This is a genomic window from Flagellimonas crocea, from assembly GCF_033441595.1.
GTDB lineage: Bacteria > Bacteroidota > Bacteroidia > Flavobacteriales > Flavobacteriaceae > Flagellimonas > Flagellimonas crocea.
The window spans coordinates 40,041-66,327 of the sequence record NZ_JAUZVX010000006.1; the positions used below are offsets into that span (position 1 = coordinate 40,041).

Genomic DNA, 26,287 nt, shown 5'->3' on the forward strand with positions numbered 1-26,287 from the left:
TTTATCTTGGAATTTCAACGGACTCCATGATCATGGAAACCACATTTTCGGTCGTCATGCCTTCCATTTCCCGTTCCGGAGTCAGGATTACCCGGTGGTTGAGCACAGGAACCAAGGCTTTTTTTACATCCTCTGGTGTTACAAAATCCCGCCCTGAGATTGCGGCAAAGGCCTTTGCTGCGGTGAGCGTGGCAATGGAGGCCCTTGGTGATGCCCCAAGGTACAAATGTGGATGGTTTCGTGTCTGTGTGATGATGTTGGCTATATAATCCAATATTTTTTGCTCCACGATCACATCGTGAATGTTCTTTTTGAACTCCACCAATTTTTTGGGAGTTAGCACTGCCTTGATCTGGTCCTGTGGTTTTTCACCTTTACGTTCGTGGTGATTTTGCAGGATGACGACCTCTTCTTCCACAGAAGGATAATCCACCTTGATCTTGAACAGGAAACGGTCCAATTGTGCTTCCGGAAGTGCGTAGGTACCTTCTTGCTCAATGGGATTCTGTGTGGCTAGAACCATAAAGGGTTGCCCCATTTTATAGGTAGTACCGTCCACAGTGGCTTGCCTTTCTTCCATGGTCTCAAATAGGGCCGCCTGAGTTTTTGCAGGGGCACGGTTGATCTCATCGATCAGGATAATATTTGAAAAAATGGGTCCCTTTTTAAATTCAAACTCATTGGTCTTGGTATTGAAAACAGAAGTTCCCAAAATATCACTGGGCATCAGATCCGGAGTAAACTGGATTCGGTTGAATTCTGTTTTGAGCGTTTTGGCAAAAAGTTTTGCGGTCACGGTTTTTGCGATTCCCGGTACGCCTTCGATCAGGGCATGTCCATCCGACAATATGGCCACGATGAGCAGTTCCACAAAATCTTTCTGACCCACGATTATGGTGGCCAGTTCCTTTTTTATCTGTGCTACGGTGTCCCGCAATTCCTCCAAGGGTACACGGTTGTCAAAGTTCAAGTCGTTATTTTCATTATTTTCCATCAACGTTGGCTTTAAATGCTTGTATTTTTTCGTTCAGACTTTTTAATTCAGTTTCTGTCACTCGGGAACCTTCCCTAAGTTTTATGATCAGTTCCATTAAGGATTTTACATCCTCCAATTTGGTATTGCTGCGCATGGCAAGGTTTTCCATGAACCTTTTATCCTGTAGATCTTGCGTAGCAACATGCAGCTTGGTTCGTATATATTCCAAAAAATAATCAATTTTGTGTTTTGTGATAAGGGGCAGTTCTCCTTTTTCAAAGTACATGTCGGCAATGGTCTTGGTAAATGCCACGGTCTGGTTTTTAATGGGGGGCACTATGGGGATTGCCCGTTGCTTTCGTTTTCCTTCAAAAATAATATAGATTAGGGCGCCAATTAGCGTAAGATAATAGGCCCATTTGAATTCCTTGGTATTCAGGAACAAATACATGGGAGAGGTGTAGAACGATTTCCCCGATTTATGAAAATTGTCCATATAAATCTGTCCCTCCCTGTTGAGATAGGAAAGAAGACCGGCGGTATATTCCTGATTGTTATCCTTTAGGATAAAATAGTTGGTGAAAGCCTTGGGGAAACTGGTCAATATAATTTCTCCATCACCAAACGGCTGTTTAATGCTGTTCACATGTTTTTTAATGGAATTTGTACTGTCTGGCCGGGTATAAACCTGACCAAGAACGGTAGTATGCAAAGTGTCCAACTTATCAAAACTGGTGGTATAATAGTCTTTGGTAAATTGCACTATTTTCTTGGTAAGCTGCGGATTTGAAAGCTCAAAATAGAACTGGGGTTCCAATTCACCATCATTGTAGACGTTGCCCTGTTCCAGGTTCAGGGTATCCAAGAGTTTTTTTTCAAAATAGTCCGAGGCCACAAAAAGTTGATTGCCCTGTGCCACCCAATCCAGAAGAGCGTTTAGTTCCGCTTCTTCAAAAGAGACGGTCTCGTTCACAAAAAAATAGGTTCCTTTGATGGTGTCCGTTCGTGACAATAATTCGAAAGGAGGTTTTTGGACCTGTTCTATGTTGTCGGGAAAGTACTTGTCCATCAAATCGTTCAAAACATAGGTGCCATAGGGTATTTTATGGTGCGAGACATAGGAGGGAAACCAATTGATGTCCTTGGGCTTATTATACTCCATGGCAAATATGGCCGCTAGGGTCAAAACTCCGATAATGATATATGTCCACCCTTTTTTAGACATTGGTTATCGCATTTTTTAAGGATTTGAATACCGTTTCTGCTTTGTCGAAACGTTCCTGGTCAATTTCAAATTCACCGTACCAAACATAGTCATAAAGCATGGTAGCCCTTCGAAATTCATTTTTGAAATCGCTCTCCGCTAGCTCCGTCATGTAATCGTCGTTGGTTTTTTGCTGTTGCCAATCAATCAGGTCCCTTTCGGACAAAAGTTGTAAAATATAAAGGTAATAGTACCGTATCGCGAGCCTATATTTTTTCTCGGCAAGCGCATTGCCGATCAGGGTTTGAATATCCTCGTTTTTGATGATATGCTCTTCCTCGGATAGGGAGACCACATTCGGATTTTTCCTGTTTCTACCGATTCCATACAGATTGGACCTTACGAAAAAGCGGATTACCAAATACAGAAAAAGGACCAAGAGCAAATAGGGAAGTATTTTCATGAAGGCCGCCAAATAGCCTTCGGCATTTCCCACGCCAAAAATCCATTCGAAAAAACGCCGTAAAATATTGTAGAACCAATTCATTATATCGGTCCACCAGGTACTTTCCGTTTTTATTTCCTCATAATCGAAGGCAGGATCTTCTTTGTAGGCCTCAAAATCTTCCTGGCTGAATTCAATGGGCGCAATATCTGAATCATCATACTTGACCACGGAATCGTTCTGGGCAAAAAGAATTGTCCAGGTCGATAGCAGGCATGATAAAATCAGTATTTTGTGCATCTATTCCTCTGAAGATTTACCGAGGCTTTCAATGCGTTCAAAAGTTCCCGTGAAATTTTTCTTTTCATTAAGGTTGAAAAAAATGAAGGCCGTGGAGACCAATAAAATAAGGTTCATAAGAAACTGCACCAACGAGCTGATGATGTTCAGTAAAAGATAAATGGGGTCGCTGAACAAATTCATGCTTTCGGCGTCCATCTCCCCGGAGAATATCCCCATTTTTATCCATGAATAAATAAAAGTGGGCAAACTAAAGGCATAGGATGCAACGGCCACAATAATATAGATCACAAAAAGTGTGGCAAACGTGATCCACCAATTTTCACGGATAAGTGTAAAACTGTATTGGTACGATTCCATGGTGTCCTTTTTCAGAAAAACCAAAATGGCAAAGGAAACGGACAATGGCACCGCCAGGTAGATACCCGGTACTAAACAGAACATGGCTCCGACAAATACGGACAGCCCCACTATAATTCCCAAACCAATGAGGGACCAAAAGGAACCGTATACCCCTTGTCGGATTTCGTCAAAATTTGTGCTGCCCTTGTGGTCTATGTAGGATTTTATATAGTACAGCACGGTTCCCTGTGCCAGTACATACGCGGCAATGGAACTAAAGATGAGTGCCAATACCGATAGGACCATAAAAATGGGTGAAAATGTGTTGTAGGTACCGCCAATGGAGGTAATATTAAAAATATCCCCAATGGTGAACATGTAAAAGCCCATCGCGATCAGCATGACCAAAATATAGGGGCCGACAATTTTTAAGATAGTACCAAAAAAGGGTTTGAACTCAGCGCGCATAAAGCCAAAAGTATCGGAAAGTATCTCTCCCAGTTCGCGCTGTTTTTTAAATTCTATGTATTTACTGGATGTTTGCATGAGTGGTTTTTCTATGGATTTGGTTTGGATAAATGATGTAATAGTATATGATCAATGACAACGAACCGAGTATGATCAAAATTGCCAACCAATCGGGCATTTCGGTATGTCTGGTAACAAAACCTTCCAAAAATCCGGCGACAATAAAGAAAGGTACGGTGCTCACCATTATTTTAAGTCCGTTCTTGACCCCTCTTTTAAAGGATTCCAGCCTCGTGTAGGTACCAGGAAACAAAATGCCATTGGCAAGTACCAGTCCGGCACAGCCTGCAATGATGATTACGGATATTTCAATGGTACCATGTATCCAAATGGTCCTGGCAGATTCCCAAAGAAGCCCCTTGTCATAAAAAAAATACTGAAAGCTCCCCAGCATAATGGCGTTTTGAAGCAGTATGTAAAGCGTGCCCACTCCTAAAAAAATGCCAAAGGCAAAGGCATAAATGGCCACTTTGATATTGTTGATGGTAATGCCCAGAAACATATTGAAGGCCCCTTGTTCCTTGTAAACGGCCATGGGGTCGCCTTTTTCAATGTTCTCCAAGGTCATGTTCACATAACCATTGCCCAATATCGATCGGACAAAATCCCCTTCGTTGGCGGAAGAGAAGGCGCCCACTGTCACAAAAAAGGCAAAGACCAAAAAAGAGATCAAGAGTTCCCGATGATGTTGTTTGAACATGGTAGGGAACTCCGTTTTCCAAAAATGGACAATACGGTTTCTGGATTCCCGTTTGGTCTTGTATATTTTTTGGTGCGCTTGCGAGGCAAGTGTGTTCAGGTAAATTTGGGTGTTGCTCCCGGGATAAAAGGTCTTTGCGTAGCTGAGGTGGTCGGTAATCTCGATGTAAAGATCCGAAAGCTCATCTGGATGAAGTTGACCTTTATTGAGCAGGGCGCTTTCAAAAGCGGCCCATTTATCCTTATTTTGCCTAACGAAAGCGGCCTCGCGCATTAAATCCTTTGGTTTGTAAGTAAAGAAACTAAAATATGGAACAATTTCAAATAGAAACAGCCCAAAATATAACCATCAACCAGAATACCTCCCACCTTGGCGAGCGTATGTTGGCTTATATAATCGACAGTTTCATAATCTTGGTCTATACCATATTGGTGATTGTTTTTTTGCTCTCGTTGGATGTGGATATCGAGGACCAATGGGCATTTTATTTGATACTTACCCTACCCGCATTTTTTTACTACCTACTTTTTGAGACTTTGATGGATGGGAGGACCATTGGCAAGGGAACCATGAAACTGCGTGTGGTAAAACTGGATGGCTCCAAACCCAATTTTGGAAATTACTTTGTACGCTGGGCGCTCCGTATTATCGATGTAAGCTTAACTTCCGGAGGGGGAGCGGTACTTACCATTTTGATTCGGGGGAAGGGACAGCGAATCGGTGATATTGCCGCTGGGACCACGGTGATAAGCGAAAAAAAACAGGTGTCGTTGAGAGATACCCTGCTCAGGGAATTACCGGAAGATTATCGGCCGACATTTCCACAGGTGACCGTTTTTAAGGATGAAGAAATGCGGACCATAAAGGAGTTGTACGATGGGGCCAGACGAAATGGAAATCACAATATTATAGTCTCATTGGATAAACGGATCAAGGAGATTCTCGGTGTACAAACGGCTTTAAAACCCATCGATTTTGTGGATGTGATCATCAAGGATTATAACTACTACACTCAAAAAATGTAAGGATGCTATATCAAACCATTGATGTTTTGGGAACAGTGGCCTTCGCCATATCCGGGGTTTTGGTCGCCATGGAAAAGCGTTTGGATTTGTTCGGTGTACTAATCATAGCATTTGTGACCGCAATCGGTGGCGGCACCCTTCGGGATATGATGATCGGGAACATGCCAGTAGCTTGGATGCAAGATTTGACCTATGTGATCACCATATTTATTTCGGTCGTTTTTGCCATCATATTCGTGAACAAGCTCAAGTACCTTAGGAAATCCCTCTTCCTGTTTGATACGATAGGAATTGGATTGTATACCATGGTCGGTGTAGAAAAAGGTTTGGAAGCAGGCCTGATGCCCATCATATGTGTGTTTTTGGGAACCATGACGGCCTGTTTTGGAGGGGTCATCCGGGATATGCTTTGCAACGAGATTCCCATTATTTTTCGAAGAAAGGAGATATATGCGACTACCTGTATTGTTGGCGGGGCCAGTTATTTTCTTTTTGTCCAATTTCCGATCAAGGACAGTTATGCTTATGTGGCGGCCATTTTGGTCGTAATTTCGCTGAGGCTCATAGCCGTAAAGTTTGATGTTCGTTTGCCCAACATCTATAAAAAATCGTACTGAAACGCTATTTACCAACCTTTCATCAATAGCCGTTAATTATTCTTTAGTGTCCTTAACCTCTCATTAATCAATATTACTCTTTCATTAGTCAAAACCCCTTGGCTATAGATCTACTTTGGCTTCCCAATAGAACAAACAACCTTTCAGGGAGCGGACATCACTATCTTTCGTTTCCTTGATGAACCAATCAATTTTACAGGTATGAGAACATCAAGAACACTGGTTTTAACATTTTTGGGGTTGATTTCATTTTTTGGAATCGATCGCGCAAATGCACAAGGCTGCGTTGCCATTCGGCATTTTTCCTCTTGCGTAGGGAACACTTTGGAGAATAATTTATTGGGTCCCGGCGATATTCAAATAGGGAGCAACTACAGATACTTTAAATCGTTTCGCCATTTTAGGGGTACCGAGGAGGAGCCTGATCGGGTTTCCAATGAGACCGAGGTAATCAATCATTCGCACTCATGGGATTTCTTTTTGACTTACGGAATCTCGAACCGATTGTATGCCAGTATCACCATTCCAACAGTAATCAATACGCGTTCCTCCTTGTACGAGCATGGAAGGGATGAGCGAAACACCACATTTTCACGTGGTTTGGCCGACATTCGAGTGGGGGTAGGATATTGGCTCTTTGATTTGGAAAAAAATCAAAACGGAAATTTAGCCTTGGGATTGGGCGTGAAGTTGCCAACGGGCAGTTACAATGCTTCCGATATCTTTTACAATGTTGGCCCCGAGGGAGGTCCACAGGTAAGGCCCGTAGATCAAAGTATTCAACCGGGTGACGGTGGTTTTGGTGTTACGTTGGATTTTCAGTTTTACCAAAAAATTGCCGAACGGTTTTTTGCCTACGGAGGTGGTTTTTACTTGATCAATCCAAGGGAAACGAATGGAACGAGGACCTTTAGGGAAACGTTGAGCCCAATCCTACAAAATGAGGCCATTATGGCAGTGCCGGACCAATTTTCGCTCCGGGCCGGGGTGAGCCATAGTCTGAGCAATACCATTTCGGCATCTTTGGGTGCCAGATACGAAGGGGTTCCCGTAAAGGATTTGATAGGGGGCAACGAAGGTTTTAGGAGACCGGGCAATGTGCTTTCCATAGATCCAGGAATCGCTTTTATGAAAGATAATTTTTCACTGAACCTTAATGTGCCTTTTGCGGTAAGAAGGGAACGTCCGCAAAGTGTTACCGATAAGCAAACGGAGCAGGCCACCGGGGAACCCAGGATGGGAGACGCCGCATTTGCGGATTATTTGATCAACGTAGGCATATCGTACAGGTTCGCCCGAAGCAAGGTGAAGGTTGACCCAGAATTGATGAACGAATTCAATAAATAAAATCTTAAAAATGAGAAAGTCTCTTAAAGAAAGGCTTGTGCTCATATCCTTGGGTATCGTTTACCTATGGTTCGGGGCATTAAAGTTTGTCCCGAACCTTAGTCCTGCCGAAGACTTGGCAAAGAACACCATTCATCAGCTAACCATGGGAACCATACCCGATAAGGTTTCCATTGTATTGCTTGCCATATGGGAAGTGGCGTTGGGTTTGATGTTTGTTTTTGGTCTGTTCCGAAAGCGTGCCGTCATCATGGCGTTGGTGCACATGATTTTTACATTTTCCCCACTTTTCTTTTTTCCGGATGATGTATTTGGTGAAGGACCACTTTCATTGACTTTGGTCGGTCAGTATATAATGAAAAACCTCATTATTATAGCAGCCCTTATTTCCATTTATGAAAGAAAAGGTAATGTTGTTGAGCAAAAAATATCAGAAGACAATAAGAGGGAGAATTTGCTTTCCCTTCCCATATTAATTGGAAAAAACCTCTTTAAAAAAGTTTGACATTCTCTTCCAGGACCTTTCGGTGGCCAATGGGCTGTATACCATTCCATCATCCGGCGCGTTGGCATTGGGGTTGGTGAACGCATGTCCCGTATGTCCAAAAATGTCCATTTCCCAAACCGCGTTACGGTCCGTTAGCTCATAGCCCAAGGCAACTACATCCTTTGGAAAGGCCATAGGGTCCTCCCAGCCATGGAGCACCAATATCTTGGCCTTGATATCCTCTTCCTGTTCCAGATTATTGGAATCCAATAGACCGTGAAAGGAAACAGCTCCTTTAAAATTGGTACCTGAACGTGCCAAATCCAAGGCGCATTTGCCCCCGAAACAAAACCCGATTATTCCTATATTGTCGGTATCTGCCAATTCGTGTTGTTTGATATTGTCCAGGGCAAGAAGAATCCGGTCGAGCAGTTTTTGACGGTTTTTGGCAACATTGTTCATTAGTTTTTCCGCCTCTGTAGCGTCCTTTGCCCTTTTTCCCTGTCCGTAAACATCTATAGCAAATGCCAGATAACCAAGTTTGGCAAGTTCGGCCGCTTTATCTGCCTCAAATTGGGATTGTCCCACCCAGGTATGGGCCACCAATACCACAGGGCGCTTGCCCGTTATGCCGTCGTCGTAGGCAACCACACCTTGGTAGGATTTGCCGTTATCCGAGTAAATAAAATCGTTGGTATGTATCATGTTGAGTGTAGTTATGTTTTGATACCGATGAAATTATAGTATTTTTTGATCGGTTCACAAGACTTCTGCCTTGAGGATATAAACATTTTTCAACGGCCAATCTCCATCACCCACGGGAACGTTGTTGATGGCGTCCACAACATCCATTCCCTCTATCACGCGGCCAAATGGGGTATAGGAGCCATCAAGGTGATAGGAGCCCGGATCGGTGACCACAATGAAGAACTCGTACGGAGAGGCCAATTTATGCGGGTTGTCCCTTTCGCTACTTGGCATGGAAATGGTCCCCCGATGGTGTTTATGGCCTTTATTGGTATCCGGGGGGAGCAGGTATCTCCCGATTTTTCCACGCTTCCTTGCCGTTCTGCGGTCATCGGAATTGCCACCTTGAATAATAAAGTCTTTCACCACCCGGTGAAACTGGGTACTGTCAAAATATTTCTGTCGGGCCAAATAAATAAAGTTGGATTTGTGGTAAGGCACGTCATCGTACAATTGCACCGTGAAGCTGCCCATAGTGGTGGTAACCTTTACTTTGTCCTTTTTTAGCTTTTTGGAGTAATCAAAAAAGAAATCTATGGCATTTTCCTCGGTCAGTTTAAAAGGTTCTTTCTCTTCCTCGTTGGCGGATTCAACGGAATCTTTTTCAATTTTTTGTAAAGTGTCCGTTTTTGCGATATTTTCCTCAACTTTGTCCTTCTCCTTTTTAGGGGTTTCTCCGCAGGAAACGAATAAAAATAAAATTATACTTGCAGTTAAAGCCGTTTGTCTCAATAGCATGGATTTTAATGAATTTTGTCAACTCGCTTTAAAATTAAAAAATCTGCCACTTCCGGGAGAGGATTCCCATAATAAAATGTCCCCCCAACTACGTATTCAGTGGTTCAAGGACAATAGGATAGAGGACCTTAGGCCTAAAAGGGCAGGGGTAATGGCATTGTTCTACCCAGATCAGGACAAGAACGCCCGATTGCTCTTGATCCTACGCAAAGTTTATCAGGGTGTCCACTCTAACCAAATCGGGTTTCCGGGCGGAAAGGTGGAAAAACAGGACAGGAACCTTATGGATACCGCTTTGCGCGAAACACACGAAGAAGTTGGCGTGCCTCCGGACAAGGTTGAGATTATCAAGGAGCTTAGCGAAGTGTATATTCCGCCGAGCAATTTTTTGGTACAGCCGTTCATGGGAATATATCCGGACCCGCAACCTTTTGTCAAGGAAGAGAGCGAAGTGGAACGTCTGGTGGAGGTATATCTGAAGGATTTTTTGGACGATTCCAATCATATCGAGGAAATTCTTAGCACTTCTTACGCAAAAAATATCAATGTACCGGCCTTTAAATTAAATGGTTACACGGTTTGGGGCGCTACGGCCATGATGTTGAGCGAGATCAAAGAGCTTTTGCGTCAAGTGCTTTAGAGTCTATTTTGTAAATTTGCAGTTAACAACCAACACTACATATGGGCCTTTTTAAGAAAAATCCTTTTGGTCATATTTTATTTTTTAAACGATGGCTGATACGTATTGCTGGTATGATGACTCACCAGCGTTACAAGGGTTTCAATACCCTAGAAATAGAAGGGTCGCAGATTATTCGTGATCTGCCCGAAAACAACGTCCTTTTTGTCAGCAACCATCAAACGTATTTTGCGGATGTAGTGGCTATGTTCCACGTGTTCAATGCCAGTTTAAAGGGAAGGGACGATAACATCAGAAACTTGGGCTATCTATGGAATCCTAAATTGAACATCTACTACGTGGCGGCCAAGGAAACCATGGGAAAGAGTTTGCTTACCAAGATTTTGGCCTACGCGGGTTCCATAAGTATAGAGAGAACCTGGAGGGCCGATGGTCAAAATGTGAACAGACAGGTCAAGTTCAGTGATATTTCGAACATTGGAAAGGCCTTGGACGATGGTTGGGTGATCACCTTTCCCCAAGGAACCACTACGCCTTGGAAACCGTTGCGCAAGGGCACGGCACACATTATCAAAAAATATAAGCCTGTCGTAGTGCCCGTGGTGATCGATGGTTTTAGACGTTCGTTCGATAAAAAAGGGCTTCGGGTAAAGAAAAAGGGAATTTTGCAGTCCATGCAGATCAAGGAGCCATTGGAAATAGATTACGACAACGAGTCCATTGATTCCATATTGGAGAAGCTGGAGTATGCGATTGAACAGCATCCATCCTTCCTAAAGGTAATACCGGAAAAGGAACTTCTTGCCTACGAGGAGGAAAACCGAAAAAGGCGATACGATTACAAGGGCAAGCTGGACGACTAGACTTCCAGCCTTTTCAACTCGTTATAGTTCTTTCGTAGCTTTTTCAGCAGAATACCGTAAAGCAGTTTATAGAATAGCCAGATGATGAACAGTACGGCAGTGGTAATTGCTATGGATGTGATGATCATCAGTACCCAAAACTCTGTACCGCCACCATTTTCAGCAGCCGCTGAAACCAATTCTTGACCCTCTGGAGTGTAAAGCAGCACCCCGTATCCATAAATAATCGCACTGATCGTAAAGATGATCAGGTTGAACCACACGTATTGGGTCACGGTACGTTTTACCTTGAGAATGGTCCTCATTAAATTCTTGGAAGAATCCGTGAACGATATTTTTTTGTAGTTGATGTAAAATTTATAGATAAAATAGAGGATGATGCCGTAGTTGACCACATTCAGGGCCATAACCACCTTATAAATATGCATGGATTTAAGTTCTTCCATGGTCTCGGGACCACTAAAGATGATATTGATGCCCGCCCAAAAAACAAATTCTATGATACTGATATAGAATATCCACTTTACAATGGATGACGATTTTTTCTTGGTCATCGGATAGATTTGCCCATAGGACAATTTGGGAAGGTCTGCCTCCCTTTTATGCCAATCTTTTTTCAAGAGCTCCAGTTCATCCAGCATAATTAAGGATTTAAGATTGTTCTTAATTTATTTTTCACTCTGCTCATTTTTACCCTTGCATTTACTTCAGAAATACCCAAAGTTTCGGCGATTTCAGAATAATCCTTGTCTTCCAGGTAAAGGAAGACCAAGGCTTTGTCGATATCGCCAAGTTGCTTGATTGCATCGTACATGAGTTTTAATTGTCGCTCCTCGGTGTCATCGTAATCCTTGGCCTTGATTTTATACAGGACGGCATCGAAATCTTGGGTTTTCACCCTTTTTTTTGATTTCCTGTATTGTGTTATGGCCGTATTCAATGCAACGCGGTACATCCATGTACTGAACTTGGCATCTCCCCGAAACTTTGGGTATGCTTTCCATAATTGGATAGTGATTTCTTGGAACAGGTCGTTGTGCGAGTCCTTGTCGTTGGTGTACAGGCTGCACACCTTATGGACAATGTTTTGATTGTCCTCAAGTTCCGTAACAAAACGATGTTCCAGTTCTTTGTTCACTAAAGGTTGGTAAGTTTGCTTTTTTAGATAAGTCTAGTAAAAACAGTTTTTGTTACAATACCATTTAAAAAAAATTACTTTCGGTAATCCAGAGCCGGAGGCCTGTTGCCCAACATCGGAATATATTTGAAGTCTTTTCCCCTTCTTTCCTCCAATTCTTTTTTGGCAGCTTCCACAGTTTTTGGATTTTCAAAAATATCCATGGCGGAAAGGGCCAAGGTTTTGGCGGCGACCATCATACCCTTGGAACCAATGCTCATTCCGCCTGCTGCAACGGCTTGCCAGCTGTGCGCCGGAGTTCCGGGAACCCATGTGGCAGTACCGAGTCCTGCTGTTGGAACCGTAAAGCTAACATCCCCAACATCCGTAGAACCACCTGCTTTGGCAGTTTCTTTATAAGGTTGGATTTTTTCTGCCGTGGCAATGTCAGGAGAATCTTTGCCCAAAGTTTTCGAGATTTTTTCGGCAAAGGCCTTTTCTTTTTCATTATAGGTAACACCACCTACCTTCACCAAGTTATCGTACATTATTTTTTGAACTGTCAAGTTGGGCAAAAGCTCATAGGTTCCACCGATCATCTCATATTCCATAGTGGTCCCGGTTCCCAATGCAGCTCCTTCCGCAGCTTTAACGATCCGGTCAAAAATATCGATGACCACGTCCCTTGAGTTATGTCTGGCATAGTAGTAGACTTCGGCAAAATCGGGAACCACGTTGGGGGCTTTGCCACCATTGGTAATCACATAGTGTATTCTTGCGTCTTCCGGAATATGCTCTCTCATCATATTTACCATGGCATTCATCGCCTCTACGCCATCCAGTGCGGAACGTCCCATTTGAGGTGCCGCTGCTGCGTGTGCAGAAACCCCATGGAAACGGAATTTAGCGGATTTATTGGCCAATGCGGCACCAGCACTTGCTGCGTTTGCCGAACTGGGGTGCCAATGCAGAGCTACGTCGACATCGTCAAAAACACCTTCACGGACCATATATACTTTCCCTGACCCGCCTTCTTCGGCAGGGCATCCATAAAATCGAATGGTTCCTTTGATATTGTTGGTTTCCATCCAATCCTTTACCGAGATGGCGGCAGCAGTGGATGCAGTTCCGAACAAGTGGTGACCACAGGCATGTCCTGCAGCCCCGCCCGCGGATTTTTTTTCTGGCACGGCCTCTTGTGACAGTCCGGGCAAGGCATCGAACTCGCCTAAAATAGCAATGACAGGATAACCGGAACCGTATTCGGCCTTAAAAGCGGTGGGAATTCCCGCAACTCCTTTATCAATGGTAAAACCTGCATCGGATAGGGTTTCTTGCAAAAGCGCGGAGCTTTGCTCCTCCAAATACCCCATCTCTGCCAGTTCCCAAATTTCATGGGCGATTTCGCTATATTTTTCAGATTTGGAATCTAGATTTTTGAGGACGTCATTTTTCTTTTTTTGGGCATTGATACCCAAGGTGCATAGAAGGAACAATGCACCTAACGGGAGAAATCTTCTCATTGGTTGAAGTTTTTTTGAGTTAGAGGCTAAATATACAAAAAAGCAACCTTGGGATGGTTTAGGGTGGTGCGGAATACGTAAATTTGCTCGTATGTCTAGCATGAACATTCCTCAATCCAGTTATCCAAGGGTCGTTATTATTGGCGGCGGTTTTGGAGGCATTGCATTAGCCAAAAAATTAAGAAAAAGAGAAGCCCAGGTGGTTTTGTTGGATAAGCACAATTACCATAATTTTCAACCACTGCTGTATCAAGTTTCCACAGGGGGACTTGAACCGGATTCCATTGCTTATCCCATACGAAAAGTATTGCAGGGCTATCCCCATTTCTATTTTAGGTTGGCACAGGTGACCGAGGTAAAAACCGATACCAAACGGATCAAAACCAATATTGGGGAAATCCATTACGATTATCTCGTGGTCGCCACTGGGTCGGAAACCAACTTTTTTGGCAATAAGGGAATCGAAAGCAAGGGAATGGCCATGAAGACCATACCCCAGTCCTTGAACCTGCGAAGCTTGATCCTTGAAAATTTTGAGCAAGCACTTTTGACGGATGATCTTCATGAGCGCGATGCACTTATGAACTTTGTGATTGTTGGTGGCGGTCCTACCGGTGTTGAACTTGCAGGAGCCCTTGCGGAGATAAAAAAAGGTATCCTACCAAAAGATTACCCCGATCTGGATACCAGACGGGCACAGATCAACCTGATTCAGGCGGGAGATCGGATTCTGCCCGCCATGAGCGAAAAAGCTTCGGAAAAGGCGGAAAAATTTTTGGAGGAGCTTGGTGTCAACGTTTGGAAGAACATCCGGGTTGTTGATTATGATGGAAAAAAAGTGGCCACAAGCACCACGACCATTTTCGAGGCAGAAACCTTGGTCTGGGCGGCCGGTGTCAAGGCTGTAAGTTTAAAAGGACTGGATGCTTTGGAACTGCTTTCCAGGGGCAGTCGCCTTATAGTTAACGAATATCACCAAGTTAAGGGGATGGAAAATGTTTTTGCCATAGGCGATGTGGCGCAAATGGAGACCGAAGAGTTCCCCCATGGCCACCCTATGATGGCCCAGCCGGCAATTCAGCAAGGCAGGAATTTAGGGGAGAACCTGGTTCGTTTGATCGACGGTAAGCCCATGAAACCTTTTGTTTATAAAGACAAGGGAAGTATGGCCACGGTAGGGAGGAACAAAGCGGTGGTAGATCTGCCCAAGTTTAAATTCCAAGGGGTTTTTGCTTGGTTTGTATGGATGTTCGTGCATTTGTACTTCTTGATTGGATTTAGGAACAGGGTGGTGGTATTCATCAATTGGGTCTATAATTATATCCGTTTTGATCGTGAGGCCAGATTGATCATACGTCCCTTCAAAAAACAGAACAAGGTGAAAAAAGATACCTTGATGCAGGATTAGTCTTGCTGCCGTCTTGGATGAAATTCTTGTAGCACCTTGGTCAGATGAACACGGTTCACGTGCATATAGACTTCCGTAGTGGTGATGCTCTCGTGGCCCAACATTTGTTGAATGGCACGGAGGTCGGCACCGTTTTCCAAAAGATGCGTCGCAAAGGAGTGTCTAAATGTATGGGGACTGATGTTTTTCCTCAGCCCGATTTCCTCCGCAAGCCGTTTGATAATTGTGAAAATCATCGCCCGGGTCAATTGTTTGCCCCTTCGGTTCAGAAAAACAAAATCCTCATGGTCTTTTTTAATGGGCAAATGTATCCGTACTTCTTTCCAATAGATGTTGATGTATTTTTGGTTAATCTCACTGATCGGTACAAAGCGCTGTTTGTTTCCCTTGCCCGTTACCTTTATAAAATCCTCATCAAAATATAGATCGGATAATCTAAGGTTGATGAGCTCCGATACGCGAAGTCCGCACCCGTACAAAGTTTCCAAAATGGCGCGGTTTCGCTCTCCCTCTGGTTTGGAGAGGTCTATGGCCGCTATCAACCCATTGATTTCCTCTTCGGAAAGGGTATCGGGGAGTTTTCTTCCAATTTTTGGGGTCTCTATCAGGTCCATGGGATTGTCCTCCCTGTAATCCTCAAAGACCAAATAGGTAAAAAAACCTTTCAACCCGGATATGATTCGTGCCTGCGTTCGCGGGTTGACGGTCTTGGCAATATCATAAATGAACTGCTGTACGGTATCCCTCGCTATTTTTTCTGGTTTTTCCTCTATGGAGTGTTCCCCAAGATAACCTTCCAATTTCTTGAGGTCAAGTGTGTAGTTTGCTATCGAATTTTGGGATAGTCCACGTTCTATCTTCAAATAATTTTGATAGTCGTTTATGGCTTGGCTCCAGTTCATGAATTCAAATATAGTGACAATACAATTCCTATGTTGGTCAAAACAATGTATTGGTCAATCCATAAGGCCGTTTGGTCAAATGGCAGGTTGAAAACATGATGGATTTCTATATTTTTCCAACGGAAAATTGAATAACAAAAATTGAAAGCTAAATCATTTTGTAGGAAATTTATGTCATTAGACACTTTTTTAGTAATGACTACGTTCTGTTGTTAATAAAATTTTAACAATGAAGAAAAAGATATCTTTAATGGTAATCATAGCATTGATTGCCTTCAGTTTTTCGTCCATGGCCCAGCGAGTGGACCGTACAAATTTTAAGGCAGGAATTCATTTTGGGGTACCCTTCGGTGACATTTCCGAGATTTCAAATTTTGAATTGGGCTTGGATCTGGGTTATCATTGGGGAGTGTCCGAACTTGTAGATGTTGGGCTTTCAACAGGGTTCATGAATGCTTTTGTAAACAACGATACTGTTGATTTTGGTTCGTTTGTTATTGAAGGTGACTTTCCAAATATTCAGTATGTTCCTGCGGCCGTTGCGGTCCGTCTTTATCCGACCTATGATTTTAAATTGGGAGCTGATGTAGGCTATGCAGTGGGCGTTAATGAAGGAAATACCGGTGGATTTTATGTGCGGCCCCAAATCGGTGTCAATGTAAGCGACAATACCGAAATAAACATTTCCTATGTCAAAATAAGCGATGATTACGATTATTCCATGGCAGCATTGGGAATTTTGTTTCTGTTCTAAATATTATAAAAAACTGTGTAACCCCAAATCTTACAGTTTAAACCATGAATATTAACCACTAATTACACTTGAAATGAAAAAATTAATTTTAGTTTTTACCCTTGTTATGCTTGGCAATTTGGCCGTGAAGGCACAGACCAATTATCGCGCTGCCCTGGGGTTGGGCATTGACCTTTATGACGAGGCCACCTTTTTTGGTGCCACGGGAAAATACTTTTTCTCGGATAACCATGTAGGCCAAGCGGATTTGGGATTTGAGGACAATGCGACCATTGCTACCTTCCTTTACTCTTATCACAAGGAGTTTTTTAGGGCACCGGGACTGCGCTGGTATGCAGGTATTGGTCCAAGCATCATATTCATCAAAGACTTTGATAATATTTTTGCATTACGTCCTCATTTGGGACTTGATTTTAAGATCGATGGCGTGCCCTTTGTGCTCAACTTTGATTGGCGTCCATCGGTAGTGCTGAGCGATGTTGGTGAAAACCAGGTCGCGGCTTTTGGCTTCGGGTTACAGTTTGCCATCAATAATTGATGAACAAAAGTACAAGAGATTAAGGATGTCTAAAAAGTCTTAATAACTTGATTTGTCAGGTTGAGCCTGTCGAAACCGATATTGATTGTCAGTAAGTTGAAAATATTTCGACAAGCTCAATATGACATCGCCTTACTTTTTAGACACCCTTTTCTTTTTATTGTATTTTTGACGGCATGAAACTAATGATCATCAACGGGCCCAACCTGAACCTATTGGGAAAACGTGAACCCGAAGTGTACGGGAGCACTACTTTTGAAGACTATTTTGGGCAACTTAAAAAAAAGTTTCCCGATGTGGAACTTGAATATTATCAATCCAATATCGAGGGAGAGCTCATTGGTAAAATACAGGAGGTTGGATTTGATTATGATGGCATCATTCTAAATGCTGCAGCTTACACCCATACTTCTGTTGGAATCGGTGATGCGGTAAAAGCCGTAGAGACTCCAGTAATTGAAGTGCACATCTCCAATACGCACCAGCGAGAGGAATACCGTCATGTTTCCTTTATTTCACCAGGGGCCAAAGGAGTTATTCTTGGATTTGGACTCCAAAGCTACGATTTGGCCATCCAGAGCTTTTTAGGCTAAATCTTTCAAGTATTTTTTATCGGCATAAAAGGTCCCGAAGGGCAGGAGGGATGCGATAAAAAGAATAATGAACCTTTTCAGTTTCCACTTTCTTTCCCAACAAAAAACAACGGCCACCACTACATATAGAATGAACAATATGCCATGAGCCATTCCCACAACTTGGTTTGGTTCAGGAATATCCGCCCAATGCTTTAACGGCATGGTCATTCCAAACAATAGTAGATAGGAAATACCTTCTAAAATAGCAGTGGCCCTAAAGAGTTTCAGCATACCTTATAGGTGGATTACTTCATCATAAGCATCGGCAACGGCTTCCATTACCGCTTCGCTCATCGTTGGGTGAGGATGCACAGCTTTCAGCACTTCGTGACCTGTGGTCTCCAATTTTCTGGCAACCACGGCCTCCGCGATCATATCGGTAACACCGACACCGATCATATGGCAGCCCAACCATTCACCGTATTTGGCATCAAAAATAACTTTTACAAAACCATCAGGTGTTCCGGCAGCCTTGGCCTTACCACTGGCAGAGAATGGGAATTTACCTATTTTAAGGTCATACCCTTTTTCTTTAGCTGCCTTTTCGGTCAATCCAACGGAAGCGATTTCAGGGATGCAATAGGTACATCCAGGAATGTTACCGTAATCCAAGGGCTCAACGTGCATTCCAGCCAATTTCTCAACACAGATTATTCCTTCCGCAGAAGCTACGTGCGCTAATGCTTGCCCTGGAGTTACATCGCCAATGGCAAAATATCCTGGGATATTGGTCTGATAATAATCGTTTACCAATATTTTGTCTCGGTCAGTTGCGATTCCAACATCTTCCAAACCTATATTTTCGATGTTCGTTTTGATTCCCACAGCGGAAAGTACGATATCGGCCTCTAGTACCTCTTCGCCTTTTTGGGTCTTTACGGTAGCTTTTACGCCATCACCCGAAGTGTCAACTTTAGTGACCTCGGCAGAGGTTTTGATCTTGACGCCTGACTTTTTGAAACTACGCTCCAATTGTTTGGAGATATCTTCGTCCTCGACAGGTACAATGTTCGGCATGTATTCAACCACGGTCACTTCGGTACCCATGGAGTGGTAGAAATAGGCGAACTCCATTCCAATGGCGCCACTACCTACCACGATCATTTTCTTGGGTTGCTTTTTCAGCGACATGGCCTCACGGTATCCGATCACCTTTTTTCCATCTTGCGGAAGGCTTGGTAATTCACGGCTGCGAGCTCCGGTTGCAATGATGATATTGTCTGCGGAATACTCGGTAGTTTCACCGTTTTCCGCTTTTACTTCAACTTTTTTGCCCGGTTTTACCTTTCCAAATCCATTGATGACCTCGATTTTGTTCTTTTTCATCAAGAATTGGACACCTTTGCTCATTCCTTCGGCAACACCACGACTTCTTTTAACAACGGCACCAAAATCATGATCTACATCCTTGGCGCTCAAACCGTAATCTTCGGCATGCTTTAAATATTCAAAAACCTGAGCAGATTTAAGAAGGGCCTTGGTAGGGATACAACCCCAGTTAAGACATACACCTCCCAAACTTTCTTTTTCTATAATGGCTGTTTTGAAACCTAATTGTGATGCCCTTATGGCGGTAACATATCCACCTGGACCACTTCCCAAAACAATTATATCGAACTTGCTCATTAGATTTTGATTTTTGTTGTTAGATTGAAAAATATGCCAGCATTCGGCAGGTGCAAAAGTACGGAAATCCATCCCCATTTCCCAAGATGAAAAAACTCAAATGTGGGTTTGTTTGTGAAATTAGGGATTGGTACTGCCGAACATCTTTTTATTGAAGGCTTTGGACCCATCTTTGGGTATGGACAGGGACGTCCAGTCCGAACCTTTGATCATTTTACCGATGAACACAATTTGTCCCACATGGCTGGCGTAGTGTGCCAGTTGGCGATTTATGGCTTCGGGGATAGAGTGCTGTTCTCCACGAATATTGATTTTACTATCGAAATTGGAATAATTTATACTTTTTAAAGCATCAAAAAGACATTGCCATCCTTGTTCCCATTCCGTGATCATTTCTGATTTTGAGGAATAGGGCCTTTCAAATTCCGAATCGCGTTCCCGCCATGTCTTTTCGCCATCTTCGGTCAAAAAATTTGTCCATCGGCTCTTCATGTTTCCGACCATGTGCTTTACAATAATGGCGATGGAATTGTTGGATTCCTCATACTTCCAATGGATGTCCGTATCTGAAATTTGATCAAAGGTTTTGTCGCCCATGGTTTTGTAGCGATGGAATTCAAAGTTTGCGCTGGCAAGATAATTTTCTTGGAAATCCATTTATGCTTCTGGATCAAAATCAATGCTCACCGAGTTGATGCAATACCGTTGCCCTGTGGTTTCTTTGGGCCCGTCGTTAAAAACATGACCCAAATGGCTGCCGCAATTGGCGCAGACCGTCTCGGTACGTATCATACCGTGACTGGTGTCGCGAATATATTCAATGGCACCTTCAACGGCCTGATCAAACGATGGCCACCCGCAACCACTTTCAAATTTATGCTCGCTCTCGAACAACTTGGCGTTGCAGGCCTTGCAATGATAATCACCATTTTCAAAATGAAGATCGAACTTTCCGGTGTAGGGGCGTTCGGTCCCCTTTTGACGTAATACATAGTATTCCTCGGCGGAAAGTTCTTGTTTCCACTCTTCCTCGGATTTGTTCACACTGTATTTTTTGTCCATAAACTTTAGTGTCGATTTATTTGTTGTCGGGAATAAAATCAAGGGCCACACCATTGATGCAGTGTCTTTTTCCTGTAGTGTTGCTCGGCCCGTCGTTAAAAACATGTCCAAGATGCCCTCCACAAACAGCGCAATGCTCCTCGGTACGGGCCACTCCGATTTTATAATCGGTATCAAAGGCTACATTGCCTTCGATTTCCCTATCGAAACTTGGCCATCCCGTTCCAGAATCAAACTTATGCTCGCTTTTGAACAATGGGGTGCCACATCCGGCACAAACATAGGTGCCCTTTTGTTTATTGTCCAATAAATCACTTGAAAAGGCATTCTCGGTAGCTGCTTTGCGGAGCACGTAATACTCCATATCGGTAAGTTCTGCCTTCCATTCGGCATCGGTTTTGTTTACTTTAAAAGTGGTTTCCTTACCGGATTCTTTCTTTTCTTCCTGAGATGTTCCCTTGCATCCGATGAATACAACAAGAACAAGCAATAGCAATTTTTTTCCCATCATCTGTTTTTTTTTAGTTGGACGCATTTGTCCTAATATCCTTTCAAAAATATCAATAAAAAAAGTCCCATTGGTGATCATGGGACTTTAGCTCGCTATTTTTGGGTATATCAGTTGATATCCAATTTTGTGATCTGTTCTTCATCAATATTAAGAGCGGACAGCACATTTTCGATATTGGAAGTATCAAGTTTGGAAGTTTCTGCAAATTCACTTGGAATAAATACAATTCTAAAAATTTGATCGTCCGTGAAATCGGTGCTTAGCGTGGAAAGGTCGAAATTACCATCAATAAACAGTTCTAGATCCACAAACGTGTGTGCAAAGACATATTGTATGGTGCCCTCGTCCAAAAAATAATTTTGGGGAATTTGGCTCCAGGCGTCCGCGGTGGAACCGTCGCTGAGGTCAATAATGCCATCGTGTCGATACACCAATACGGCATCCGATTCAAAAACCTCAAAGTCGGTGACATCGGAAAAAGTGATCAGGGTACTGAAAAGATTGGCTCCTGCATCGTAACCAAAGTTTACGCCTTCGACTTCCACAACTTGTCCTTGGATACCGGGAGCTCCTTGTGGTCCTGGGGCTCCATCAAGTCCGTCAAAGCCAGGAGGGCCTTGGGGACCTTCACATGCTGCGAAGATTAAAATGATAAACGTGCCTAAGATTGTACTAAATTTATTCATGATTTTTGGATTTTGGATTTGTGTTCATTTAATCGTTCCATGCAAGAAAATCAAAAAGCGTTCCATTTTTTAAAAAATGTTGTTTCGCGACTCAAACATGTTGTCAATATCGGATTCTTGCTCAAAGATGTGTATTATTGTATAAGACTAAAACCGATAATATGTCCAAGGTAGTTCCACATAGTTTTTTTACGGAGTTCGATATCAACCTTTTTAAGGGAGGAAAGCATTTTCGGCTTTATCAGAAACTGGGATCGCACCTAACCGAAGTGGATGGCATAAAAGGTACCTACTTTGCCGTTTGGGCACCTTCTGCAAAATCCGTTAGCGTAGTGGGCGACTTTAACTATTGGAACGCAAACGAACATCCATTGAATGTTCGCTGGGACAGCAGCGGTATCTGGGAGGGTTTTATTCCCGGAGTGGACAAGGGGACGAAGTACAAGTACAAGATACATTCCAACAACAACGATATCTGGACCGAAAAAGCAGACCCTTTTGCACGATATTGCGAGCAACCGCCCCACACGGCTTCTTTGGTTTGGGACGATGACCATAATTGGAAGGATCATAGCTGGATGGATACCCGAGAGGACAAGAACGGGTTGGACAAGCCATATTCCGTTTATGAGGTGCATTTGGGCTCTTGGAAGAAAAAGAACGGTTGGGAATCGCTCAGTTATTTGGAGATGGCACAGCAGTTGGCCGATTATGTGGAGGAAATGGGCTTTACGCATGTAGAGTTTATGCCGGTTATGGAATATCCGTACGATCCATCTTGGGGATATCAGATAACCGGCTATTTTGCCCCGACCTCCCGTTTTGGCAAACCAGAGGACTTTAAGGTGCTCGTTGATGCACTGCACCAGCGAGGTATCGGGGTTATATTGGACTGGGTACCCTCGCACTTTCCAGAAGATGCCCATGGGCTTGGTTTTTTTGATGGATCTAATCTGTACGAACATCCTGACCGACGAAGGGGGTACCATCCCGACTGGAAGAGCCTTATATTCAATTACGGCAGGAACGAGGTACGGGCCTTTTTGATCAGCAATGCCATTTTTTGGTTGGATAAATATCACATCGACGGGTTAAGGGTAGATGCCGTGGCCTCCATGCTCTACTTGGATTATTCACGGGAAGAAGGGGAATGGGAACCCAATATTTATGGTAACAACGAAAACTTGGAGGCCATATCCTTTTTGCAGGAAATGAACCAAGAGGTATATGCCAGCTTTAAAGGGGTACAGACCATTGCGGAAGAGTCCACGGCCTTTACCGGAGTCACAAAACCCGTTCACTACGGTGGATTGGGATTTGGTATGAAATGGATGATGGGATGGATGCACGATACCTTGGAGTTCTTCAAAAAAGACCCTATACACCGGTCATACGATCTAAATGCGATAAGCTTTAGCTTGACCTATGCCTTCACGGAAAACTTTGTATTGCCTTTTTCGCATGATGAGGTGGTGTATGGCAAGCAATCCCTACTGTATAGGATGCCGGGGGATGAATGGCAGAAATTTGCAAACCTGAGATTGCTCTTCGGCTATATGTTCACCCATCCGGGCGCCAATCTCGTGTTCATGGGAGGGGAGTTCGGTCAATCTTCGGAATGGAATTTCCAAGAAAGCCTGAACTGGCATTTAACACAGTATGATTTTCATTCCGGGATACAGGAAGCCGTTAAGGACCTGAACAAATTGTACCGCAACAGTCCTGCGCTGTACCAAAATCAATTTAAACCGGAAGGTTTTCAATGGATAGAGTACAACGATCATGAAAACACGGTAATATCCTACGTTAGAAAGGGAAATGACCCAAAAGACGATTTGATCGTTGTTTGTAACTTTACCCCGGTACCGCGGGAAAATTATAGGGTGGGCGTGGCCAAAGCATCAACCTTAAAACTGGTCTTTAACAGTGATGATAAAAAGTACGCGGGAAGCGGTATGGGCAAAAAAACGGTAAAGCCTACCAAAACATCATGGAACGGTCAAGAAAATTCTGTTCTATTGAACCTTCCGCCTTTGGGGGTGGTCGTTTATAGGTAAAAGAACAGCTACAACGATGTAGTTGATTGCTTTTGAAAACATATGTTTTATTATTCAGGCTTTTGTATTTCTTTTGCGAGCCTCAACTGATTAGAGATGATAACCAACACGGAAATAGCAACAAGAGGGAACCAGTTCCCCAACCATATAGTCGATTTTAAAAAAGAAAACGACAAAATATATTTCACCACTCAGAACGGTGTCATACTACAAGTGACCATTTTACGGGACAGTGTTGTCCGCTTCAGATATGCCACGGAGTATGTTTTTGAGCCTGATTTTTCCTATGCCATCAGTGAAGATGTGAACTTGGGTTACAACGAACTCAAGGTAGAGGATGAAATTCCGGAATATGTCATAACCACCGCCAAGCTTAAAATTTATATCAATAAGACCAACCTAAAGGTGCAGATCGTGGATCTGGACGGTTTGATCCTAGCAGAGGACGAACTGGGGTTCCATTGGGAAGAGAACTTTGATTATGGTGGTAATGTGGTTAAAATGAGCAAGGTGAGCCATTCTGGAGAAAGCTACTACGGCATGGGAGACAAGGCATCCCACACCAACCTTAAGGGAAAACGAGTGAACAATTGGGTAACGGATTCCTATGCCTATGGCAAGGATCAAGAACCCTTGTACAAATCCATTCCTTTCTACATTGGGCTAAAAGAAAGCAAAGCTTACGGCATATTCTTCGATAATTCCTTCAGTACCTATTTTGATTTTGCCGCAGAAAAAAGAAACGTCACCAGTTTTTGGGCAGATGGCGGGGAAATGAACTATTACTTTTTTTATGGCCCCAAAATGTACGATGTTGTGGAATCCTACACGGATTTGACGGGCGTTCCTGAACTCCCTCCACTTTGGGCACTTGGTTTTCATCAATCCAAGTGGAGCTATTATCCGGAACAAAAAGTTAGGGACATAGCCTCTACTTTTAGAAAATTGAACATTCCGTGCGATGCTATTTATCTGGATATCGACTACATGGAAGGGTTCCGCTGTTTTACCTGGAACAACCAATACTTTCCAAACCCCAAAAAAATGATCCAGGAGATGGAGGATGATGGTTTTAAGGTCATAACCATGATTGACCCGGGAATTAAGATAGATCGGGATTATTGGGTGTACCAGCAGGCCATGGACAATGGATTTTTCTGTAGAAGGGCGGACGGACCTCATTTTAAAGGGAAAGTTTGGCCCGGAGAATGTAAGTTTCCAGATTTCACCAATCCAGAAGTTCGGGAATGGTGGGCGGACCTTTACAAGGAAATGATTGCGGATATGGGTGTGAGCGGCGTCTGGAACGATATGAACGAACCCGCCATTATGGAAGTGCCCACAAAAACGGCAAACCTGGATGTACGCCATGATTATGATGGGCATCCGTGCAGTCATAGAAAAGCGCACAATGTTTACGGGATGCAAATGGTAAGGGCTACCTATGAAGGTGTCAAAAAATTTATGTTTCCCCGCAGGCCGTTCGTTCTTACCAGAGCGGCATACTCCGGGACACAGCGCTATTGCGCCACATGGACCGGGGACAATGTTGCCACATGGGAACATTTATGGGTGGCCAATGTGCAGATGCAACGTATGTGCATGAGCGGCTATTCCTTTGTGGGTTCCGATATTGGAGGTTTTGCAGAGCAGCCCAACGGAGAACTTTTTGCCCGATGGATGCAACTTGCTGTTTTCCATCCGTTCTGCAGGGTACACTCCAGTGGCGACCATGGCGATCAAGAGCCTTGGTCTTTTGGAGATGAGATCACGAACATTGTCAGGGAGTTTATAGAGTTGCGATACCAATTGCTACCCTATCTCTACACCATGTTCTATAACTACATCAAGGAAGGGTTTCCAATGCTTCAATCCTTGGTGTTCTATGATCAAGAAGATCATCAGACCCACTTTAGGACCGATGAATTCATATTCGGCAAGCAAATGCTGGTATGCCCCGTACAGGAACCCAACGCCCAAGGAAGAAGAATGTATTTCCCAAAGGGAAGTTGGTATAACTATTGGACGGACGAATTGACTGCAGGAGGAGTGGAACGATGGGTCTCTGCCGGAATCCATCGGGTACCTTTGTTCGTCAAGGCAGGAGCCATGATACCAAAATATCCCGTTCAGCAGTACGTGGGCGAAAAAGAGATTGAAAAACTTTCCATAGATGTTTATTTTAAGGCAGGAACCGAAAATTCCGAAGTGTACGAGGACCAACAAGAGGGGTATGACTACAAAAAGGGAAGGTATAGTCTAAGACGGTTCAAATTGACCGGAAAAGAGAATGAATTGATCATTCAACAGTTCAAGGATGGCAACTACATAACCCCGTATGATAATTTTAAAATGACCTTTCATGGGCTCCCTTTCACCATAGAGACCGTGGAGGTGGATAACGAGGAAGTGAACTTGGCGGACATTAAACTTAATGGCAACAATTCCATAGAAGTTGGCAAGGATTTCACGGAGCTACACATTTTCGGAAAATAAAAATTCGTAAATT

29 protein-coding genes are annotated in these 26,287 nt (G+C 43.4%); 12 read left to right on the forward strand and 17 right to left on the reverse strand.

Annotation, left to right across the window (positions count from 1 at the left end; translation table 11 throughout):
- Nucleotide 1: 1 nt before the first annotated feature.
- Genes SD449_RS17555 through SD449_RS17575 form a run of 5 tightly spaced genes read right to left on the reverse strand, consistent with a single transcriptional unit; the run spans nucleotide 2 to nucleotide 4,768 of the window.
- Nucleotides 2-994 carry an AAA family ATPase gene (locus SD449_RS17555; protein ID WP_318312439.1) on the reverse strand — a complete coding sequence of 331 codons (993 nt, stop codon included), beginning with the start codon at nucleotides 992-994 and terminating at the stop codon, nucleotides 2-4.
- Nucleotides 984-2,201 (reverse strand): DUF4350 domain-containing protein, encoded by a 1,218-nt coding sequence (locus SD449_RS17560; RefSeq protein ID WP_318312441.1) that lies wholly within the window; start codon nucleotides 2,199-2,201, stop codon nucleotides 984-986. The genes SD449_RS17555 and SD449_RS17560 overlap by 11 nt, the downstream gene beginning before the upstream one ends.
- The gene (locus tag SD449_RS17565; protein WP_318312443.1) at nucleotides 2,194-2,925 is read right to left on the reverse strand and encodes a DUF4129 domain-containing protein; all 732 of its coding nucleotides are present in this window, start codon (nucleotides 2,923-2,925) and stop codon (nucleotides 2,194-2,196) included. The genes SD449_RS17560 and SD449_RS17565 overlap by 8 nt, the downstream gene beginning before the upstream one ends.
- Nucleotides 2,926-3,813, reverse strand: a complete 888-nt coding sequence (locus tag SD449_RS17570) for a hypothetical protein (RefSeq protein WP_318312445.1) — start codon at nucleotides 3,811-3,813, stop codon at nucleotides 2,926-2,928.
- Nucleotides 3,797-4,768 carry a stage II sporulation protein M gene (locus SD449_RS17575; RefSeq protein WP_318312446.1) on the reverse strand — a complete coding sequence of 324 codons (972 nt, stop codon included), beginning with the start codon at nucleotides 4,766-4,768 and terminating at the stop codon, nucleotides 3,797-3,799. Before SD449_RS17575 ends, SD449_RS17570 begins: the two co-directional genes overlap by 17 nt.
- Nucleotides 4,769-4,803: 35 nt before the next feature.
- Here SD449_RS17575 and SD449_RS17580 point away from each other — a divergent pair, with 35 nt between their 5' ends.
- The 4 genes from SD449_RS17580 to SD449_RS17595 all read left to right on the forward strand — a co-directional run bounded on the left by SD449_RS17580 (nucleotide 4,804) and on the right by SD449_RS17595 (nucleotide 7,989).
- A complete protein-coding gene (locus SD449_RS17580) occupies nucleotides 4,804-5,520 on the forward strand; it encodes an RDD family protein (RefSeq protein ID WP_318312447.1) in 717 nt (238 codons plus the stop codon).
- A 2-nt stretch (nucleotides 5,521-5,522) separates the two neighbouring features.
- The gene (locus tag SD449_RS17585) at nucleotides 5,523-6,137 is read left to right on the forward strand and encodes a trimeric intracellular cation channel family protein (RefSeq protein ID WP_318312449.1); all 615 of its coding nucleotides are present in this window, start codon (nucleotides 5,523-5,525) and stop codon (nucleotides 6,135-6,137) included.
- 201 nt (nucleotides 6,138-6,338) lie between these two features.
- A complete protein-coding gene (locus SD449_RS17590) occupies nucleotides 6,339-7,484 on the forward strand; it encodes a hypothetical protein (RefSeq protein WP_318312451.1) in 1,146 nt (381 codons plus the stop codon).
- Between the two features lie 10 nt (nucleotides 7,485-7,494).
- Nucleotides 7,495-7,989, forward strand: a complete 495-nt coding sequence (locus SD449_RS17595) for a hypothetical protein (RefSeq protein WP_318312453.1) — start codon at nucleotides 7,495-7,497, stop codon at nucleotides 7,987-7,989.
- On the opposite strand, the gene SD449_RS17600 is transcribed toward SD449_RS17595, so the two are convergent.
- Nucleotides 7,957-8,676, reverse strand: a complete 720-nt coding sequence (locus tag SD449_RS17600) for a dienelactone hydrolase family protein (protein WP_318312455.1) — start codon at nucleotides 8,674-8,676, stop codon at nucleotides 7,957-7,959. The genes SD449_RS17595 and SD449_RS17600 overlap by 33 nt on opposite strands.
- A gap of 54 nt (nucleotides 8,677-8,730) precedes the next feature.
- On the reverse strand, nucleotides 8,731-9,450 hold the full coding sequence (locus SD449_RS17605; RefSeq protein WP_404828080.1) for a peptidylprolyl isomerase: 720 nt from the start codon (nucleotides 9,448-9,450) through the stop codon (nucleotides 8,731-8,733).
- 4 nt (nucleotides 9,451-9,454) lie between these two features.
- On the opposite strand from SD449_RS17605, the gene SD449_RS17610 reads away from it, so the two are divergent.
- Together SD449_RS17610 and SD449_RS17615 are read left to right on the forward strand one after the other, a co-directional pair.
- Nucleotides 9,455-10,096 carry an NUDIX hydrolase gene (locus tag SD449_RS17610; RefSeq protein ID WP_318312459.1) on the forward strand — a complete coding sequence of 214 codons (642 nt, stop codon included), beginning with the start codon at nucleotides 9,455-9,457 and terminating at the stop codon, nucleotides 10,094-10,096.
- A gap of 41 nt (nucleotides 10,097-10,137) precedes the next feature.
- Nucleotides 10,138-10,959 (forward strand): lysophospholipid acyltransferase family protein, encoded by an 822-nt coding sequence (locus SD449_RS17615; RefSeq protein ID WP_318312460.1) that lies wholly within the window; start codon nucleotides 10,138-10,140, stop codon nucleotides 10,957-10,959.
- Here the strand turns inward: SD449_RS17615 and SD449_RS17620 are convergent.
- The 3 genes from SD449_RS17620 to SD449_RS17630 form a co-directional block, all read right to left on the reverse strand.
- The gene (locus SD449_RS17620) at nucleotides 10,956-11,600 is read right to left on the reverse strand and encodes a hypothetical protein (RefSeq protein ID WP_318312461.1); all 645 of its coding nucleotides are present in this window, start codon (nucleotides 11,598-11,600) and stop codon (nucleotides 10,956-10,958) included. The genes SD449_RS17615 and SD449_RS17620 overlap by 4 nt on opposite strands.
- A gap of 2 nt (nucleotides 11,601-11,602) precedes the next feature.
- Nucleotides 11,603-12,097 (reverse strand): RNA polymerase sigma factor, encoded by a 495-nt coding sequence (locus SD449_RS17625; protein WP_318312462.1) that lies wholly within the window; start codon nucleotides 12,095-12,097, stop codon nucleotides 11,603-11,605.
- A 74-nt stretch (nucleotides 12,098-12,171) separates the two neighbouring features.
- Nucleotides 12,172-13,599 carry an amidohydrolase gene (locus SD449_RS17630; RefSeq protein ID WP_318312463.1) on the reverse strand — a complete coding sequence of 476 codons (1,428 nt, stop codon included), beginning with the start codon at nucleotides 13,597-13,599 and terminating at the stop codon, nucleotides 12,172-12,174.
- A gap of 100 nt (nucleotides 13,600-13,699) precedes the next feature.
- On the opposite strand from SD449_RS17630, the gene SD449_RS17635 reads away from it, so the two are divergent.
- Nucleotides 13,700-15,007, forward strand: coding sequence for an NAD(P)/FAD-dependent oxidoreductase (locus SD449_RS17635; protein ID WP_318312673.1), 1,308 nt, complete (start codon nucleotides 13,700-13,702; stop codon nucleotides 15,005-15,007).
- Here the strand turns inward: SD449_RS17635 and xerD are convergent.
- Nucleotides 15,004-15,909 carry a site-specific tyrosine recombinase XerD gene (gene xerD, locus SD449_RS17640; protein ID WP_318312465.1) on the reverse strand — a complete coding sequence of 302 codons (906 nt, stop codon included), beginning with the start codon at nucleotides 15,907-15,909 and terminating at the stop codon, nucleotides 15,004-15,006. The two genes, SD449_RS17635 and xerD, sit on opposite strands and share 4 nt — an antisense overlap.
- Before the next feature lie 229 nt (nucleotides 15,910-16,138).
- On the opposite strand from xerD, the gene SD449_RS17645 reads away from it, so the two are divergent.
- From SD449_RS17645 to aroQ, 3 genes are all read left to right on the forward strand, one after another.
- On the forward strand, nucleotides 16,139-16,663 hold the full coding sequence (locus SD449_RS17645) for an outer membrane beta-barrel protein (RefSeq protein WP_318312467.1): 525 nt from the start codon (nucleotides 16,139-16,141) through the stop codon (nucleotides 16,661-16,663).
- 73 nt (nucleotides 16,664-16,736) lie between these two features.
- Entirely contained in the window at nucleotides 16,737-17,201 is a 465-nt protein-coding gene (locus SD449_RS17650) for a hypothetical protein (RefSeq protein WP_318312469.1), read from the forward strand.
- A 176-nt stretch (nucleotides 17,202-17,377) separates the two neighbouring features.
- The gene (gene aroQ / locus SD449_RS17655; protein ID WP_318312471.1) at nucleotides 17,378-17,794 is read left to right on the forward strand and encodes a type II 3-dehydroquinate dehydratase; all 417 of its coding nucleotides are present in this window, start codon (nucleotides 17,378-17,380) and stop codon (nucleotides 17,792-17,794) included.
- Here the strand turns inward: aroQ and SD449_RS17660 are convergent.
- From SD449_RS17660 to SD449_RS17685, 6 genes are all read right to left on the reverse strand, one after another.
- Nucleotides 17,786-18,067 (reverse strand): DUF3817 domain-containing protein, encoded by a 282-nt coding sequence (locus SD449_RS17660; protein WP_318312473.1) that lies wholly within the window; start codon nucleotides 18,065-18,067, stop codon nucleotides 17,786-17,788. The genes aroQ and SD449_RS17660 overlap by 9 nt on opposite strands.
- Nucleotides 18,068-18,070: 3 nt before the next feature.
- A complete protein-coding gene (lpdA, locus tag SD449_RS17665) occupies nucleotides 18,071-19,462 on the reverse strand; it encodes a dihydrolipoyl dehydrogenase (protein WP_318312475.1) in 1,392 nt (463 codons plus the stop codon).
- Between the two features lie 120 nt (nucleotides 19,463-19,582).
- Nucleotides 19,583-20,119 carry a DUF1572 family protein gene (locus SD449_RS17670; RefSeq protein ID WP_318312477.1) on the reverse strand — a complete coding sequence of 179 codons (537 nt, stop codon included), beginning with the start codon at nucleotides 20,117-20,119 and terminating at the stop codon, nucleotides 19,583-19,585.
- Nucleotides 20,120-20,524: a peptide-methionine (R)-S-oxide reductase MsrB gene (gene msrB / locus SD449_RS17675; protein ID WP_220114533.1), complete on the reverse strand. Its 405-nt coding sequence runs from the start codon at nucleotides 20,522-20,524 to the stop codon at nucleotides 20,120-20,122.
- A 16-nt stretch (nucleotides 20,525-20,540) separates the two neighbouring features.
- Complete coding sequence (gene msrB, locus SD449_RS17680) at nucleotides 20,541-21,032, reverse strand: peptide-methionine (R)-S-oxide reductase MsrB (protein WP_318312674.1); 492 nt, start codon at nucleotides 21,030-21,032, stop codon at nucleotides 20,541-20,543.
- Between the two features lie 110 nt (nucleotides 21,033-21,142).
- On the reverse strand, nucleotides 21,143-21,721 hold the full coding sequence (locus tag SD449_RS17685; RefSeq protein WP_318312479.1) for a collagen-like triple helix repeat-containing protein: 579 nt from the start codon (nucleotides 21,719-21,721) through the stop codon (nucleotides 21,143-21,145).
- Nucleotides 21,722-21,882: 161 nt separating this feature from the next.
- On the opposite strand from SD449_RS17685, the gene glgB reads away from it, so the two are divergent.
- Nucleotides 21,883-23,778, forward strand: a complete 1,896-nt coding sequence (gene glgB / locus SD449_RS17690; RefSeq protein ID WP_318312481.1) for a 1,4-alpha-glucan branching protein GlgB — start codon at nucleotides 21,883-21,885, stop codon at nucleotides 23,776-23,778.
- Nucleotides 23,779-23,874: 96 nt separating this feature from the next.
- Nucleotides 23,875-26,274, forward strand: a complete 2,400-nt coding sequence (locus SD449_RS17695; protein ID WP_318312483.1) for a glycoside hydrolase family 31 protein — start codon at nucleotides 23,875-23,877, stop codon at nucleotides 26,272-26,274.
- Nucleotides 26,275-26,287: the final 13 nt, after the last annotated feature.